Below are 19,042 nucleotides of genomic sequence, written 5' to 3'. Positions count from 1 at the left end.
GATGTCTCGATGGATGCACGCGAACCCGGCGGCACTGAGACAACTCATCATGAACTCCATCAAACGAAAAATCTGTCAGGCTCTGACTCTCGTCGTTTCGGGCATGAACGCTGAGCACGTATTCGCTGCGGGCCCGATCATCCAGGGCGGCGGCTCGTCGCTTGTCGCACCATTGCTCGGCAGCACCGCGAACCCGGCGACCGAAATCGGCCTGTTCGGCACGTCCGAAGGCACGTTCACGTACTATTCGGTCGGCTCGGGAGCCGGCCAATACGCGTTCCTGAACAACCAGCCGACGTTCTTTGGTGCCGGCGTTACAGGCGCAGTTCATTTCGCCAATAGCGACGCCGCACTCACGACCGCTCAGGTCACGGCGTACAACAACACCGGCCGCGGCACCACCGACGGCCCGTTGATCCAGATCCCGTTCATCGTGACGGCCATCACGGTGCCGATCGTCAATGGCCCGGCCGTGACGAGCTCGACGACGCCGCAGACGACGCCGGGTCAGGCGCACAGCATCGCGCTGAACGATGACGATCCGTGCGGCATCTTCTCGGGCAAGATCACGAACTGGAATCAGGTCGCCAATCCGGACGGCGGCTACTATTCGCTGAACGCGCCGATCACGGTCGTCTATCGCAGGGATGGCAGTGGCACGACCGAATTGCTGACCCGACACCTGGCTGCGGTTTGTACGACGGCCAACACGAAGGCCGGCGTGACGTTCGTCGATTCGCTGACGTTCGCGAATATTTGGGCATTCCCGACCGGCGTGCCATCGAACTTCGTCGCGACTTCGGGTGACGGTGGCGTTCGCAACTCACTTGCGTCGCTGAATTCAGCCGGCACGGCGGCCGTCGCCTATTTGAGCCCTGCGTATACGAACACGTTCCTCGCGTCGCAAAGCGCGGTCGTGACGTCATCGGGCGCGCTGCAGCTCCCGATCGCCAGCCTGTACAACACGAAGGACACGAAGTACTACGCTCCGACGTACGCGAACGCGACGAAGGCTCTGGGGACGATTGCTGCCCCCATCGGCACCGACCTGGCCGATCCGACCAAATGGGCTCCGGTTTCCGGCTGGTCATATGTAGCTCTGGCCAACCCATCGTCCGGTTATCCGGTTTCGGGTATGAGCCAGATCATCCTGAGCCAGTGCTACGCGAGTTCCGCAGTGACGATGACTATTCTTGACTTCCTGAACTACCACTACACAAACGCGAGCTATGCTTCGGTCATCCGTGGCAATGGTTTCGACACAGTGCCGTCGCGTCTCCAAACCGCCATCTCCGCGAACTTCCTTAGCAATCGAAGCTACAATGTTCTCGATATCGGCAACCCTGACGTTTGCGGTCCAGGCATATTTTCCGGACGCTAGAAAGCGTCGTTAGCCCGATGGAATCGGATAATCCACCGGGGAGATCCGGTGGTTTATCGTTCTCCATCGCTAACAAGCGCCGTCGACTCTCGACGTCTTCATCCTTCAACATTCCTTCCAACGCAATTCAGAACCTGTTCAACTTCCCCAACTCCTCCTTGCTGAGCAACGTCTTCTGCGTCGGCCCCGCTGCGCCGAACCCCAGCAACGAAACCGCATTCGACGAATCGTAGCCAACCTGTTCCGACCTGCGCCGCTTCGAACCGCCATCCGGACCGCTATCGCCGAAGCCCTCGACCTGCACGCTGATCGTCCAGCGACGCGGCGCCACACCTGATGCATTGTTCTTCGCAACGTCCTGCGCGATCTGACTCGCCGCCGATGCTGCGGAGCTTGCAGCCGTCAATGCGCCCGTGTTCACCGCCTGTACGAGCGGAATGCCGGTCGCCTTACCCGTCACCTGAATGTTGTCCGCATTCACCACTCGCAATGCCGCAACGTTCAGGTTGCCCGCACGAATGCCGGCATCGCCCGCATCGACGGTCCCGCGCGGCGCGATCAGGTTGACCGTGCCTTTCGGCGCCCCCGGAATGCTCTGCAGCGTCGCGATACCCGCTCCCGTCACCTGCCCGCGTGAGTCGACCGTACAGTAATGGTTCGCATCGCATACATACTGCGGCGCCGGCGTATCGGCCGACGTCTTTGCGCCCTTGCCCGCGTTGATGTCGCCGTTCGAGCTCCAGATCGTCATGTCACCGCCCTGCTCGGTGAAGATCCGGCTCTGCGCAAGCAGCACACTCTGGTCGGTAAAGATATCGACGTTGCCTTTTTCGAGCGTCAGGATCCCCATCGTGCCCGGGCCTGCCACCACGTTTCCGCTGGCGTCCACGATCTGCGGCGGCGCCGTCGTGCTGCCGACGAGTGCCTGCCCGCCCGGCCCGAGGATCGTCACATTGCCGCCTTGCTGCGTCTGGATCGTCGTGCTGCGGATATCGAGATCGCCCGTGGCGACCTGCTTGTTCGAGCCATTCGAACCGCCACCCAGATTGTTCGCCGTGTAGCCGAACGAAGCCGGGAACAGCGTATTAATCGCCTGATAACCTCTCGCATACTGGCCGCTGTATCGGCTCGCCGGATCATTGAAGTCGGCACCGACTTGCGCGAGCACGCCGAACAGCACCTTTTCCGCGAAGAGCTGCTGTACGTATGACGGCAACGCCTGGAATTGCTTCCAAGCGTCGTCGGCCGTCAACCGTCCAACCTTCGCCAGCGCGGCGTCCTTGTCCGCCTGCAAGCCCGTATCGACGCCAAGCCCCGCGTCGTACTGCTCCATGAACGCGATCAATGCAGGCGTTGCGCTCGGCACGCCGGCAACCGAACTGCCCGGTGCGATATAGGTCGAGACGAACCCCGGCAGATCGACGCCTGGGCCTACACCAAACAGCACATTGACGTTCGCGCTTTCATGCGGCAGGTTCGGATTGTTTGCGTTGCCGACTGCGTCGATGCCCGTGAACGGGTGCGTGATTCCAACCGTGTTGGCTTTCTGGTTATACAACTCGGCCTGGCTCGTCAGCGGGCCGATATTGCGTCCGGCCTGAATATCGAACCAACCCGGCCCACCAAGCGACAGAACCGGAACTGCGCCGCCTCCGTTGAGCGGAACCGGCGTGTCGAAAATGTCCCGACCGGCAACGATTCGCGTCACGTCCGAACTGCGCAAATTTTGCCCCCAGAACGCAAGGTTCACGATGTCCTGTCCGGCCTGCACGAGCGCCGGCTTATCGATCGAAAGTGTGACTAGATTCCGATAGAAACCGTCACTCACGCCGGGAGTATCGACAGTGCCGTTGACGATGCTTCCGTTCAGGCTGTAAAGGCGCGCCGGCTGCATGTCGTCGCCGTGAAGTGCATTTAGCGCATGTGCCGCGAGCGTCGTATCCGTCAACACCGGGATATTCGCCGTCAGTTTCGGGTTAGTCGGCGAAGGCATCTGCGATGGATCGGCGTCGGATAAACCGAACGTATTGGGCAAAGCAACGTTGGTTCGCGTGATCGATACGTTGGAAAGGTACACCGACTGATCTGCGACCAAATTCAGTTGCCCCACTGCCGACGGAAAGAGTGCCCCTCCGGATTGGATATCGATCGCTCCGTTGAACGCGGTCAGATTCACGCTAGCGGGCAGCACGCCGTTCGCACCAGTCAACATGCCTCCGAGCGTACCGAGCCGGACGTCGCCGGTCGTGGATAGCACGTTGACTGCAGAAGTAGGCGAATAACTCTGGTTGTCAGGATACTGACCGTAACTGGAAAGATTGACGACACTAGTCGGCTGCCCGGCGCTCGGCGTATAGCTGCTCGCATAAGACGGATTCAGTACCGCACCGACATCCACACCTTGGCGCGCGGCAACATCGAATATCCCGTCCTGTGTAGCAAGCACGGTAGACACCGCGATCGGCGTTCGCCCGACCGTCCATGATGTTGCAGAAATATCCGACCCAATGCTCCCTCCAGCCGATAGCGCCCCCGTTCCCTTCGCAACGAAGTAGTCACCGCTCAAAATGTCCCCGCCCGCCCGCACCGTCAGATTTCCGCCACCGACCGTGACCGGTTTGCCGCTTCCATTCAGGTACCACGTGGTCGGCAACGACACGGCGAGGTCCGAAATATTGCCACCAGCACTGATCGATACGTTGCCACCGACGCTCATCACGCCTTGATCGAATGCACCGAAATCGATCGAGGTCCGGGTCAACGGGGCAAGGACAAAAAATCCGTCCGACGTTTTCGCTCCAGTGATCTGCATCCACTGCCACCAGTACTGGCTGATGCTGTTTCCGGCCCCTCCCGTTACCGCTCCGGTCGTATCGATCACGTTCTGCATGCCGGTGATGTCGCCTTGGGCATGAATCGTGATGTCGCCCGCCGAATCGGGATTCACTGCCGGCGTGACCAGAACGTCCTGTGTGCCGCCCGCTCCATGCGCAATCGCGGTCGCGGCGCCGACCGGCGGCGCTCCCGCTGCAGGTGCGCCGGCCGTATAGATCACGCCAGGAATGATCAAGGTGGACGAATCGGCAACCTTCGTCGCGTCGAACAAGGACACGTCGTTGCCGGCCACGACGTCGATCGAGCCCGTACCGGTACGGATCGTCACCGGTTCGACGAGTGTCAATCCGTTGCTGTCGACATAGCTGGCATGTCCGCTCAGCATCACATTGCCGGTACCGGCCGGCCGGCCCCCTGCATTCGTAAGCATTGAAACGGGTTGCAACGCGAACGGGTTCGAACTCCGCACGTCAGCGCCGGACACGACCCGATACGAGGAGCTTTCACCACCGAGCAACGTCGCAAATGCTACCGGCAACGGGTTGTTTGCGGTCGGCACGTTTGCTGCCGTATTGCCTGGTAACACGCCGATATTGACGACACCCGAATCCGGCACCGATCCCGGTGCGATTGGGGCATAGAACAGGTTGTACGCAAATCGCGGAGGCCCGATCACGCTCGATTGCCGATTACCAAAATAATCCGCATAAGCAAGCATGTAGCTTGCGTATTTGGCCAAGTATGCATTCTGTTCGGACAATGGCGCGTTTGCTGCGAGGCTGGTCGGCGGAGTCGGCGCAGCAGGGGTACCGAAACGGGTGACCGTCACGCGGTTGTACCCGTTCATATAAGAGCCGGGTGCAGAAGCAACGGTGAGGTCTGCACCCCAGTACGCGGTCAGATAGTCCGTGTAGGTCGCAAAATTGGCAAGCGCCGGCGGGGGCTTAACCGACGGCTTGACCGGCAAAATGTGTCCGATATAAGCCGACGCCGAGTCCGGTGATGTCCACGCTTCAATATCCTTTTGCCACGCTCCGGTATATGACAGATATGCCGAGTAGTAGCCGGCAGTCTGCCCCAACAACGGCGAGGCAAGTGTTGCATTCGGATCGAGCGACGTCAGGCTCGCCGTATCTCCATTCGTAAAAGTCACCGTCACCTGCGTCGGGTCATCAATCGACACAAGCTGATCGAACTTCTGCTTTGAGTCCGTATAAGTGCCGGTCGCAGTAGCAGGCCCCGACCCGCCGAGAATCGACGCCACCTGGCTCTGATAGAACCCGTCCGAGATGCTTGCGTACGCATTGAAATCGTTCGCCGCGCGGAACGTCAGCGTCGGCGCGATCGTCGACCGATAGCGGAAATCGGGGGTGATGCTGCCGCTGTTGTTCGGCGCCCCCGCACCCAGGTTCCAGTTCGACACCACCGAAATATTGCCGCCGTTGACCGCCGTGCCCGGGTTGTCGAGCTCGATCCCCGGCACGACGTTGAAGTTCTGCAGCGACGCATTGGCGAACTGGCCGGCAACACCATCCGGACCATGCTGGACGAACGCCATCAGCGTGCCCGGCGACGTTCCGGTGCCGTTGGCCCGATACCCATAGAACGCGACATGATCGGCGTTCGCGGTCACCGGAGCGAAATACGCGCCCGTCAGGCCCGCAAAGCTGCTGCCGGAAATCCCGTTACGCAATTGATCCTCAGTCACCGCCGTCGACTGCCCGGTCGCGTTGTTGGTCAGCGTCCCGCCGCCCGCGCCACCCGGCGCGTAGCTGTACGTGACCGGCGTTTTGCCCGGCACCGTGAACGTACCGGCAAGCAGGTGGCCGCTGCCGTCGTACCAGCCGGCCGGATCGATGAGGCCGTCGAAATGCTGCGAACCGGTTGTCGCATCCGCCGAGCTCCACACCGCGTACGCTTCGACGGTCGTCTTGCGCGAACCATGCACGCCGGCGCCATCGAGCACGACGTTGACCGTGCCGTCCCGCAACAACGGTGCGCGGAAATTGACCGTACCGTCGAGCGTGCCGCCCGGCGTACCGCCGGACACGTCAATCGATGCGTTCGAACCGAGCCGGATCAATCCGGACTGCGCCGCGGACACGTTCTCGTAACCGTAAGTCGCGTTGTACGGATCGGGCGCGGTCGGATCGAACGTCGCGCTCGTGCCGATCACGACCTTGCCGCCGCGCTGGCTTGCATTGGTTGCCTTCGCGAGCAGCGAGCCCTCGATATCGACACCACTCTTGCCGAACAGGCTGATCTGCCCGCCAGCATTGCCCGACGCATCGATCGTCCCCAGCACGTTCACGTTGCCGTTCGCCGTATCCGACGCATTGCCCGCGCCGCCATCGGCCGTCAGCGACACCGAACGCGCAGTCAGCGCATTGCCGGCCGACAGCGTCAGGTTGCCCGATTTCGTATGAACGGCAATCGACTGGTTCACGCCGCTCGATGCGAGCGTCTTCGCGAGCGAATCCAGATCCGTTGCACCCGCCGTGTCGAGCGACAGCGACCCGCCTGCATAGCCGTTCGTCGCGCCGCCCTTGATCGTGCCGTTGAGATTCACGACTTGCTTCGGCGCCGACAGCGTCAGGCTGCCCGCCGCGCCGCCGCCCTTCGCGCCAGAGAAATCGAGTGTCGCGCCCGGTTGCACATCGACCGTCCCCGCATCGGCGGTCAGGACGATCGAACCGGCCGGCGCGTATTGCGTCACGTCGAAGAACTGCTTCGACACGCCCGCGGAACTGACCGTCGAGCCGCTGCCGATCGTCAGGTTGCCGGTGGTCGCCTCGAGGCTCACGTTGCCGGCCGGTGCGGCGATCGTCGCGCCGTTGTCGGCGAGCGTGCCGCCAACGAAATGCCATGCGCCACCCACCGGCGTTTTCGTCAACGCGGTGCCCGCTGCGCCGTTCAGCGTCAACGCGCCGGTCGTCTTCACGGTCGACGCGGAACTCGTATCGGCGAAATACACCGGTGCATTGAGCGTCACCGGCAGCGCACCGAAATCAAACGTCCCGGTGCCTTGCCCGACGATGCCGCCACTCGCAGTCATGTTCGCCGACGAGAATCCACTCAACGTCTTCGTGCCCGTGCCGAAGTCGATCTCCTTCGCGTTGACCGTCAGCGTGCCGTTGCCCGGCACGACCGTGCCGTTAGGCGCACCCGTCTCGTTCGTGAACGCGATCTGCTGCCCGTTCAGCGTCACGCGGCCGCCATCGCTGGTGAACGTGCCCGCACTCAGGTCGACGCTCTTGCCGAACGTCGCGTTCACGTCGCCGACGAAACCCATCGCGCCGTAGCTGCGTAGCGAAACGAGATCCGCGTTGGCGAGCTGCGCAAGTCCTGCCTGATCGATCACGAAGCCTGGCAGGTTCACAGCGGCCGCGCCAGTCGCATTGGTGACCGTGATCGCCGAACCGTCCGCCGTGATCGCCTTCGCCGACAGCACCGCGCTCGGGTCGACTTTCAGATTGCCCGACGAGTCGAGCATCAGCGCCTGGCCACCCGACAGCGTCGCGCCTGCGCCGACCGTCAGCAGCCCCGTGCCGGTGCCGCCCGTGCGCGCGAGCGGCGCCATCGCGCCGTTCGACACGCGCAGCAGCGCGCCGTCGCCGGCGATCGTGATCGGTTGATCCTTCGCAGCCGGATAGTCGCCTGCCGCCACGATCGATGCGCCTGCGTCGACGCGCAAGCCGTTCGCCGCGTTCAGGTCCGTGCCGCTCGCATCGGTCTTCGTCACGAGCAGGATTTCCGGGCCCTTCAGTGACGAGTTCCCGTTGTTCGACACCACCACGCTGTTCGCGATCGGCGTGATCGTCACACCCTTCGTCGTCGCAGCACGCGTGCCGCCGATCAGCAGGCTGCCCGCGTTCAGCGAATCGAGCGCATCACCGCCGATCTGCAGATAACCGGGCAGCGCCCCGCTGCCGTTGCCGGTGATCTGAATGTCTTGCGACGCGATGTCGACCTCGGCCGGTGCGCCGCCCGCACCGGCCGCCGCGTTCAGCGTCGCGCCGAGCGTGAGCGCCTTCGTCGCGGCCAGCACGAGCTGGCCGCCGTCCACCGGCAGCGGCGGCGTCACGTTGCCCTGTTTCGCGGCCTGCGCGGTGAAGAAGGTATTCGCGCCTTTCAGCGTGTACTGCGAGTACTGCTGCCACACCGCGCCCGACTGCACGTTGAAGAGCGTCGGCGTCGCGCTGCGCCCGCCCGTCACCGCATCGGCGAAGTACCCGGCCGTCATGACAGTGCCGTCCGGCAGCACCTGCGATGCGCCCGGCACGACGTTGCCGGTCGTCGCCGACACCGTCACGCGGTATGCACCCGGCAGCGTCGCGTACTTGCCCGGCAGCAGCGTGTAGTAGCCAGCCGCAAGGCCCGGCACGCCGGACAGGTACACGGCCTTGCCGATCGCGTCGTTCATCCCGGCTTGGCCGACACCAAGCGCAACGGTCTTGGTCGTCGCCGTACCGTTGCTGGCGATGTCCGGCTGCACTGTCTGCGCGAACAGCGGATCGTACGCAGCAACCGGCGATTGCGCGCCCGGCACGATTGCGTAGACGTTCCCGGCGCCCGCATTGACCGGCACCGCCGTCGCCCCCTTGCCGCTTGCATAACTCACGTTGTATTGCGACAGCACGTCGCGCGTGCCGCCCGTGCCCGGCACCCATTCGGCGGCCTGCAGGTCGCCGCCGCCGGACAGGTCGATCGTCGCGCCCTTGTTGAGCGCGACACTGGTGCCGTTCACGCCGATGTACTTGGCGGGCGGTGCATTCAGGTCGGGCACACTCGTGCCCGCGAGCGGATTGAACTGCCATTCGACGCCGTCGATCGTCGTGCCATAAGGAATGATCGATCCACCGTTCGAAACCGACGTTACGCTGCCGTTCGCGAACGTCACCGAATCGGTCGCAACGAGCGGCAGATTGCCGAACTGCTTCTGTGTCGCAGCATTGGCCGGATCGCCGACACCGAACACGAGCGAGCCCGACGGCGCACGCACGGTGCCGCCCTGCACGATGTTCGTTGCATCAACGAGCAGCGTGCCGCCCGCCGACAGCGGTGTGCCGGACGAGCCGGTCGTTCCGAAGGTCACGGTAGTCGGCGCGGGCTTGCCCGTCACCGGGTCGACGGGACCGACCGCATCGACGATGAACGTGCTGCCGGTGGCCGGATACAGGTTCGCCGCGTTGAACGTCACGTTGCCGGGTGTATACAGCATGCCCGGCGAAAGCAGATTGCCCGACTGATTGGTCGAGCTCAGACGGATGTCGCCGCTGCTGTTGAAATTCGCCTGGCCGAAGTTGTTGAGCTGGAACTGGTTGCGCAGATCGACGAACGACGCGTTCACGCTCAACGTCGCATCGGAGCGCGTCGCGACGGGCGTGAATGCAGGTGTCGCTGCGGGCGCCGTCGGACCGACCAGCGCGACATAAGGCGCGTTGATCGCCACCGTCGTGCCGAGCGGATGGGCCGGCGGTTGCGCGAGCAGGTCCGCGAACACCGAACTGCCGCCTGCCGGCTTGGCCGGCGTCGACAGCAGCGTCGAAAGCTGATCCATCCCGATCGCCGCGATCCGGCCGGTATTCAGCGTCACGGATTCGGGGAGTGTCAGGTTGACGTTGCCGGCGAACGCGATCGGCGGCACGGCGAACGGAGATGGCGTACTGTCGCCTAGCACGAGATTCGCGATTCCCGAATCGTTCAGGCGATCGGCGGCAAACTGGATCACGCCGGTCGGCTGGCCGATCGGTTGTCCGGTGGTCGGATCGATCGCGGTCGAGAAATCCTGGCCGGGTGCGAACCCGGCAGGAACGAGCGTTCCGCTCTGCCGTACGACGAGCGCCGTTGCACCGGCCGACCCGTCGTTCTGATGCGGCAGGATCGACAAGGTGCCGCCGCGCGCCTGCGACGCTCCGCCGTGGCCAGCCAGAGTCCCATCCGCGAAGAGACCGTATGCGGCCGACAGCGTGATCGACCCGGCATCGCTCCACACGGGCTGCGACGCATAGATGCCGTTCGCCTGCAACCGGTCGAAGTTCGACGATGTGCCCGACACATCGATCTTCGAGCCGGCTTGCGCAACCACGTAGCCCGAATCGCTCGACAACGTCACCGATCCGCCCGGCAGAACCTTGCCGGTATTCGGCACGATCGTCGTTCCGCCGACCTTGACCGGCGCGGCAAGCGGATTGGCAAGCGCGACACCCGACACGTCGAGCGTCGCATCGGACCCGAGCCAGACGGAACGGCTGTTGCTCGGTGCGAACACATTGAGTTGCCCAGGCTGAGCAGTCATGGTCCCGGTATCGGCGCTCAGCATGATCGACCCGCCAGGCGCGACCACCGCGCCGAGCACGGTAACCTGCTTCGGCGACGCGAGCGTGACGCTCGCACCGGCGTCCGCATTGATCGACGCCCCCGCCGCCAGCGTGACCGCACCCGTCACGCCCGAATACGACGGCGACGGGCCGTCTGGCGTGCTGAGCCACACGCCGTAATTCCCGCCCGTCAACACGAGGTTCGTCGGTTGCCGGTGATATGAGTCGAGCTGACCGATCGTCGTCAGACCGCCAGCCGACAGATTCGTCCCCGAGCCGGCCTGCTGGAGCGCCAACGCATCCGGAATGCGATTCAACTGCGTCAATGCGACCGTTGCACCCGGTGCGATGGTCGAATCGTAGTACGCGTTCAGCACGTACTTGCCGAAGCCCTGTTGCGAGAAAAAGTTTTCAGGCAGATACACATCCCATGGCGACGCTGCCGCGCGGTCTCCGCCGATCCGGAAGCCGAGCGCCTCCAGTGTCAGCGTGCCGCCCCCCGAGAAACCTTCGCTCAGGATCGTACCGCCCATCGCGATCGTTCCCGCCGTGGGTTGTGAAGTCGGCAAGGCCGAACCGCTGTCGCGCGTATGACCGAACTGCTGTGTCGACTGCGGAGCGGCATACGTCTGCAGCGCAACGTTTCCCCCACGCCCGGCCGGCACGCCGTTCTGCATCAGCAACTGGCCGTTCGCGAGCATTTCGCCGCCGCTCGACACATCGAGCACACTGCCCGGTTGCAGCAGGATCGAACCCGTCGTGTCCACGTTGCCGCCGTTCACGACGGTCGATCCCTGCGTCGCCGACAGCGCAATGCTCCCGCCGTTGATGAACTGGCTGTTGCCGGGCGTCGTGCCAGGCGCGGCCTGCACGTCGTTGTTCACCCATTGGCCAGCCGCGCTGATCGCGCCCTGCGGCCCGACGACAACATTGCCGCCGCTCGTGATCGAAATCGAACCGGAGGGTGCGGACAGTCGCCCCGCGACATTCACGTCGGCACCGATCGCCGTGCTGTTGAGCGAGATCGACCCGCCCGGCTGCAGGTTCAGTTGCGTACCCTGTGCGACCGTGATGCCCTTGCCCGCGTTCTTGTCCTCCGACACGTTCAGGTTCGCGAAACCGCCGTTGTTCAGCTTCTTGACGGGCACGACCTGCGTCGTCGGCAGGTTGTTCGGATCGTTGGCGGCCAGCGACTGGTACGCGGTCTTGTCGATCGGCGTACCGATCGAGAAACCCGGCATCAACGCGCTGAGTTGCGGCGCATCGTCCTGCAGGATCGCAAAGCCCGAGATGCCGTTGAACGTGCTTGTCGGGTTGGCGCCAACGTTCCACGTCATCCCGGCCAGCACCCCGCCGGCCAGCTTCGGATCGGCGCCGAGGTTGAACGTGCCGCCCGACGGCAGGCTGTTGCCCTGCATCTGCTTCGCGCCGCCGAACGCCTGCGCGCTGATGTCGCCGTCGAGCACCAGCGCCTGCGACGCGAACAGATCGAGCGTGCCCGCATTGCCGCCGACGATGTAGTCGGACTGGTAAGTGCCGCTCGTCTGCAGCGGGTTGAACCAGGACTTCGTCACGCCCCAGCGCGGATGGCTTTCGACGAACTGCCCGGCGATGCCGACATAGCGGTCGTACGGGCTCGCCTGCCCGATCGGCACGATTGCACCATTGGCATCGACGAGCCGCGTCGTGTTGACCATCCCGCCGTTGTAATGCACATACCCGCCGTTCAGGTTCATCGACGAGCCGGTCGCGGTCATCACCTCGTTGCCCGACAGCGTGATCGTGCCGCCGTTGGTCAGCAGTTGATCGACGGTGCGCGGAATCAGGTTCACGTAACCCGACAGGTTCAGGATCGGGCTGCCGACCCACTGCACGCCGTCGCTGCGCGTGCCCGTCAGCGTGCTGTCGACGACGACGCCCTTCAACCCGAACAGAAAGCTGTTGCGCAGCAGCGGCGAATCCGCCAGTTCGTTCTGGCCGATCCGGTCGACCGTCACGAGCGTCTGCGAGATCGGCGCCTGCACGTTTGCGAGCCCCGACACGTCGATCGTCGCGCCGTCATCTACGTAGATGCGGCCCGGCACCGCGGTTTGGCCCGGCACCTTGTTCGACACGATCGACGGTGCGTAGGCCGTCACCGACACGTTCGAGCCCGGCGCCTCGATCAGCGAGCCGCCCTGGAGCCACACGGAACCGGCCGTCATCGTGATGCCGCCCGGCGTGAACGTCGTGCCCGGCGTCGACGTCGCGGTCTGGCCGTTGTTGTCCGGCAGCACGGTCGTCACCGATCCCGGCCCGAAGCTCAGCAACCCGGCACGATTGATGTTGTCGCCGCCACCTGTACCGCCCGTGACCGGGGTCGTACCTGTATACGGATTGCCCAGCGGATTGTTCGACGCGAACTCGTCCGCCGTCGAAATCGTGATCGTGCCCGGCGTGTTCACGCTCGTCGTCACGCCGACCACACCGTTCTGCGCAACGCGGCTGCCGAGCAGGTTCACGTTGCCGCGCGCGGCTTGCACGATGCCCGTGTTCGTCAGCGTGCCGGCGGGTGTCACGTCGATCGATGCCCCGGTGACCGGATCGACCGTCACGATCTGCCCGCTCAACTCCGGCAGCAGGACTTGCGGGTTGCCCGTCGCTCCAGTTGCGTTGGGCCGCAGGCTGACCCCCACGCCCGCGGCGAGCACGACCTGCCCGGACGTCGCCGAGATACTGCCCGCATTCGTCACGTTCGGCGCCGCAACCAGCACGAAGCCGCCATCGCTTGCCGTGCCGTTGGTGTGCGTCGTGATCGATGCACCTTGCTCGATCGTGACGTCGCCCGGCGCCTGATACGCGCCAGTCAGCGACACCTTGTTGCCGAGGCCCAGCACTTCGTTCGGATTGCCCGACCCCGTCACCCCGTTCGAACTCCCCGACTCCGGATAAGCGAGCCCACCCGTCGTCCCCGCCGGCATGCTCAAGAACTGCTGATTGCTCGCGACGATACCCGCCGGCGTCGGCACGAGCTGATTCTTCATATCGAGCAGGTTCAACGACGACGCAACGAGCGAATGCACATTGACCTGCGACCCCGCACCGAACAGCACGCCGTTCCGGTTGATCACATACACGGCCCCTTGCGCGGTGATGTTGCCGAGAATCTGGCTCGGCCGCCCGCTCGGGTCGTTGATCCGGTTCAGCACGGCCCAGTTGTTCGCGCCGTTCGTCTGCGTGCCGGCCGACTGGTCGAAGTTCAGCGTCGTCTGCCGGCCGACGTTCATCGTCTCCCACGTCAGCACCGCGTTCTGCCCGGTCTGCTTGACGTCGACGTTCACATGCCCGTTCGCGTCGACGTTCTGCGTCGGCGCGTTCGCGTTGAACCACAGCACGGGATTGTTGGTGTCGCTCGTCGCGCCGGCCGCCACCTGCAGCCCGCCCGGCGCGAGCCCGTTCGGCACGGTCGACGGCAGCTTGGCCGCCGCCGCGGCCGCGTTCTGCTGCGCGGCGATCTGCGCGGCAATCGCATGCGCGGCATAACCGAGGTTGCGGATCGACGGCTGGCTCGCCTGCTGCGCCTGCTGCGGCGACACGCCGAGATTCGGCATGCCCGGCGCGCCACCGGCGCCGCCTGCACCGCCACCCGATGCGCGCGCGGTCGCCGCGCCGAGGTTCATGATGCCGGCCGCCTGCGCGTGCGCGGACACGCCCGCCAGCAGCATCAGGGCCACGGCCCGGACCAGCGGCCGCAGTTCCGATTTCAGGACCGGGCGCGAACCCATCGCGTCAGGTTGTCGTGCCGTGCGTGCGCGTGCTGCCATTCTTCACCCCGAATCCTATGAAATTGCGCTTGACGACGATCGCGCCGAAAGCGGCGCCGATCCGTTGTCGCGCTTCGTCGTTGCGCCCGGGCACGAACCCGGACGCTGGAATCACAAGAACATACGAAGGCCCGATGGCAGTGGCGTGGCGGGTGTTACGGACCATTCCGGCCGCGCGTGAAAGGTCCGTAGCTTTTGTCACAGTCGGCCGGTCACGCCGTTTCGCGGTGCGCACGGATGCGGTCCGCCAACGCTTCCGCCACGCGTTCGACCAGCGCCGGCCAGTCGCCGGGCCGCTGCTGCCGGAACAGCGTCGCGCCCGGATACCACGGGCTGTCTGCGCGTTCGAGCAGCCAGCGCCAGTCCGGCACGCGCGGCAGCAGCACCCACATGGGGCGCCCGAGCGCACCGGCCAGATGCACGACCGACGTATCGACGGCGATCACGAGATCCAGCGCGTCGACGAGCGCGGCCGTTTCCGCGAAATCCTTCAGTTCCGCCTCGAACGACAGCACGCCGCTTGCCGCGAACGCTTCGGCGTCGCGCGTACGCACCCCGACCTGCACGCTCACGAAGGTCGCATCGAGCGCGACGAGCGGCGCAAGCGCGGCGAACGTCATCGACCGGTTTTCGTCGTTGGCGTGATCCGGATTGCCCGACCACGCGAGCCCCACCCGCAAGCGTCGCGCCGGTGCGATCGCATCGAGCCGCTCGATCCACGCAGCGCGCCGCCGCGGGTCGGCACGCAGATACGGCACGTCGGCCGGTACCGTGCCGAGCGTCGTGCGGAACGCGAATGGCAGGCTCATCATCGGGCAATGAAGATCGAACGCCGGTGCAGGCTGCCCGTCGGCGACGACGCGGCTCACTCCGCGCAGCGTGCCGAGCAGGTCGGCCAGCGCGGCCGGCACATCAACCAGCACGGTCGCGCCGCGCTCGTGCGCGAGGCTCGCGTAGCGGCAGAACTGCAATGTGTCGCCGAACCCCTGCTCCGCATGCAGCAGCAGCGTGCGGCCCGCGAGCGGTTCGTCCCCCGTCCATTGCGGGCGGTCCGCATGACGCCGGTGCAGCATCACGTCGGCGGCATCCCAGCGCGCTTCGTGCTGCCGCCAGCCGGCATCGAAGTCGCCCATCACCAACCGGGAGAACGCCTCGGACCGGCGCGCGACGCCGTGATTCGGATCGCGCACGCAGGCAAGCGCGAAATCGGCAAGCGCGGCGTCGTAGTCGCCGAGCTGCTGGCGCGCGACCGCGCGGGTGTAGATCTCCTGCGCCGTCCGGCCTTGCGCGCCGGCCGCCGCCGCGTAACTCGCGAGCGCATCGTCGTAGCGGCCGAGCAGTTGCTGGGCGATCGCGCGATTGCACAGCACTTCCGCGTGCGGGCCGCGCGCTTCGAGCGCACGGTCGTAATGCGCGAGCGCTTCGTCGTACGCGCCGAACGCCCGCAGCGCGCCGGCCCGATTGCGCAGCGCGTCGAAATCCGCCGGCGCGCGCACGAGGGCTTCGCCGTACGCGTGCGCGGCCTCCTCATGGCGCCTCAGCCCGAGCAGCGCGTTGCCGCGGCCGACCCACGCGCCGACGTTGTCGCGGTCACGCGCAAGCAGCCGGTCGCTGCGCTTCAGCAACTCGTCGCGCAGATGCAGCAGGTCGAGCGCGACACAGCTCACGAACAGCAGTTGCGCGTCGTCCGGCAGACGCGCGAGCGCTTCGTCGAGACACGCCAGCGCCTCGGCCGGGCGACCGAGCTCGATCAGCGTGTAGCCGCACGCATAGACGAGATCGGGCGTCTTGCCGCGCACGACCATCGCGAGCTGGAAGCAATGCAGCGCCTCGTCGCCGCGACCCAGCGCGCGCAACGCATGGCCGCGTTCGGCGAGCGCGGCCGGGTCATCCGGATCGATCCGCAGCGCACGTTCGATGCTGATCAGCGCGTCGGCCGGCCGGCCGAGCGCGCGCAATGCCTCGCCGCGCCGGACCCACGTCAACACGCGGCCCGGCTCGCGCGTCAGCGCGAGATCGTAGGCGCCGACCGCTTCGCCATGCCGGCCGAGCGCGTGCAGCGCGTCGCCGCGCGCCGCCTGTGCGGGCGCATGGCCGGGATCGCGCGCGAGCGCCTGTGCGGCCGCCTCGAGCGCTTCGCGATGACGGCCCGTGCCTGTCAGCGCCGCCGCATGATTCGCGAAATTCCACGGCTGGTTCAGCCCGGACCGCATCGACCGTGCGATCAGCGGCTCCGCGCGCACGGGATCGCCGCGCTGTAGATGTACGAACCCGAGCAGATGCAGCGCCTCGACATGGTCGGGCATCATCGCCAGCACGCCCTCGTAAAGCCTGCCCGCCCCCGCGAAATCGCGTTGCTCGAGTCTTGCGCGCGCATTGCGCAGCGCATCGTCGACGGCGGCCCGCAGCGGCGCGGCACCCGCGCCATACGCCGGTGCCTGCGCCGTGCTCATCGCAGCGCTCCCGTCACCAGCGCCGGCAGCGCGTCGCGAATCCGCTCGACGACCGGCGCCCACTGACCGCCCTCCGGCTGGCGGAACAGTCGCGCGCCCGGATACCACGGGCTGTCGTCGCGATCGAGCAGCCAGCGGAAGTCGGGCGTGTGCGGCAGCATCACGGCGAGCGGCCGGCCGAGCGCGCCGGCCAGGTGCGCAACCGACGTATCGACGCTGATCACCGCATCCATCGCATCGATCAGCGCGGCCGTTTCGGCGAAATCCGTCAGTTCGTCGCCGACGAAGCGGATCGCGCTCGTGTCGAGCGCCGCACGGTCCTCGTCGCGGATCACCTTCTGCAGGCTGATCCACTCGTAGCGGTCGTCGAGCAGCGGCAGCAGGTCGGCGAGCGTGATCGACCGGTTGCGGTCGTTCAGGTGCAGCGGGTTGCCGGCCCACACGAGGCCGAAACGCGGCCGGTCGGCCGCACCCAGGCGCACACGCCAGCGCTCGACGCGCACGGGATCGGCGCGCAGGTACGGCGCGCCCGCCGGTATCGACGACAGATCGGTGCGGAATTCGAGCGGCAGGCTCAACAGCGGGCAATGCAGGTCGAACGGCGGCAGCGGGTCGCCGCGCGCGACGAGCACGTCGACACCGTCGAGCGTCGCGAACAGCGCCTTCAGTTCGACGGGTGCCTCGAGCACGACGCGTGCGCCGAGCGCCTTCACGAGCGGCACGTAACGACAGAACTGCAGCGTGTCGCCGAGCCCCTGCTCCGGATACAGCAGGATCGTCTGCCCGTCGAGCGGCATCCCGTGCGTCCAGCGCGGCTGCGCGAAGTCGCGCCGGCTGCCGTCGAGCTGGCTGTCGCGCCAGCGCCATTCGTATTCGGCCCAGCCGGCCGCGAAGTCGCCGATCGACAGGCACAGGAACGCGCGCATGCAATGCGCGTGCGCGTAGTCCGGATCGATGTCGATCGCTTCCGCATACGCGCGCAGCGCATCCTCGTGCCGCCGCAGCGCGGACAATGCGCTGCCGCGATGAAAATGCGCGAACTTGTCGCGCGGCGTCGCGGCGATCACGCGCGCGAGATCGTCGAGCGCGTCGTCGTAACGATGCGTTTCGAGCCGGACGCGCGCACGCGTGAACGACGCCGGCGCGTAGTGCGGATCGATCGCCAGCGCGCGATCGCACATGTCGTGCGCGTCGTCGTGACGGTCGACACGTATCAGCGCGCTCGCGTAGTTGCACAGCACGCCCGTGCTGCCCGGCTCGGCATCGAGCGCGCGCGCATAGCTGTCGACCGCATCCGCATAACGGCCCAGGTGGCTCGCCGCATTGCCGCGATTGGCGAGCGCGCGCGCATGACGCGGATCGATCGCGATCGCACGGTCGCAGCGCATCAGCGCTTCATCGTGCCGGCCGAGCTGTTCGAGCGCGACCGAACTGTTGAAGATCGCGTCGATGAACGCGGGGCTCGCCGCAATCGCCGCATTGAAATCCGCCAGCGCGTGTTCGGGGTCGTGCAGGTCGAGATACGCGACGCCGCGCAGGAACAGCGCATCGGCGCTGCCCGGCCGCAGCGCGAGCGCGTGGCCATAGCTGTCCGCCGCGTCGCGGAAGCGGCCGAGTTCACGCAAAGCAAGCCCGCGCCCGCGCATCGCGTCGAACGTGCGGCCCGCGAGCGCGATCGCGCGGTCGCAGTCGGCGAGCGCATCATCGAAGCGGCCGAGCGCGCGCAGCATGTCGCTGCGTTTCACATAACCGTCGGCGAAACCGGGCGTCAGTTCGAGCAGGCGATCGTAGACCGCGCACGCCTCGTCGTACCGCGCGAGTTGCGCGAGCAGGCCGGCCCGCTGGAACAGCACGCGCTGATGCACCGGATTGATCGCGAGCGCCTCGTCGAGGCGCGCAAGCGCATCGTGCTCGCGCCCGAGCCCGGCCAGTACCGCCGAGTAGTTCGCCAGCGCGAGCGGCACCGGCTGGCGCTCGACCGAGCGCCGCATCAACGGCTCGGCATCGTCGAGCCGCCCCTGCTGGAAACGCACCGCGCCTAGCAGGTGCAGCGCCTCCGGATGCTCGGGATCGAGCGCCAGCAGTTCCGCATACGCATTCTCCGCATGCTGCAGCGCGCCCTCGTGATGCGCCTTGCGCGCACGCACGAGCAGCCGTTCGAGCTGCGCGGAATCGGGCGGACGGCAATCCGGCGCGACCGGCGCGCTCGCAAAGGACGTCCCTTCCCCGTTTGGTGTCATCGTGTGGCCC

The 19,042-nt window shown here is 66.0% G+C and carries 4 protein-coding genes; 1 reads left to right on the top strand and 3 read right to left on the bottom strand.

The genetic code is table 11. The annotated features are described in order from the left end of the window. Positions 1-49: 49 nt before the first annotated feature. Positions 50-1,381, top strand: a complete 1,332-nt coding sequence (locus tag VL15_RS17905) for a substrate-binding domain-containing protein (RefSeq protein ID WP_048247547.1) — start codon at positions 50-52, stop codon at positions 1,379-1,381. Between the two features lie 127 nt (positions 1,382-1,508). On the opposite strand, the gene VL15_RS17900 is transcribed toward VL15_RS17905, so the two are convergent. The 3 genes from VL15_RS17900 to VL15_RS17890 form a co-directional block, all read right to left on the bottom strand. Next, positions 1,509-14,240, bottom strand: coding sequence for a filamentous haemagglutinin family protein (locus tag VL15_RS17900; RefSeq protein WP_048247545.1), 12,732 nt, complete (start codon positions 14,238-14,240; stop codon positions 1,509-1,511). Positions 14,241-14,551: 311 nt separating this feature from the next. Beyond that, positions 14,552-16,792 (bottom strand): tetratricopeptide repeat protein, encoded by a 2,241-nt coding sequence (locus VL15_RS17895; RefSeq protein ID WP_048247312.1) that lies wholly within the window; start codon positions 16,790-16,792, stop codon positions 14,552-14,554. Beyond that, positions 16,789-19,032: a tetratricopeptide repeat protein gene (locus VL15_RS17890; RefSeq protein ID WP_048247310.1), complete on the bottom strand. Its 2,244-nt coding sequence runs from the start codon at positions 19,030-19,032 to the stop codon at positions 16,789-16,791. Before VL15_RS17890 ends, VL15_RS17895 begins: the two co-directional genes overlap by 4 nt. Between the last annotated feature and the right edge of the window lie 10 nt (positions 19,033-19,042).

The organism is Burkholderia cepacia, from assembly GCF_001039005.1.
In the GTDB taxonomy this organism is placed as follows: domain Bacteria; phylum Pseudomonadota; class Gammaproteobacteria; order Burkholderiales; family Burkholderiaceae; genus Burkholderia; species Burkholderia theae.
This window is presented reverse-complemented; position numbering and strand designations above follow the sequence as displayed.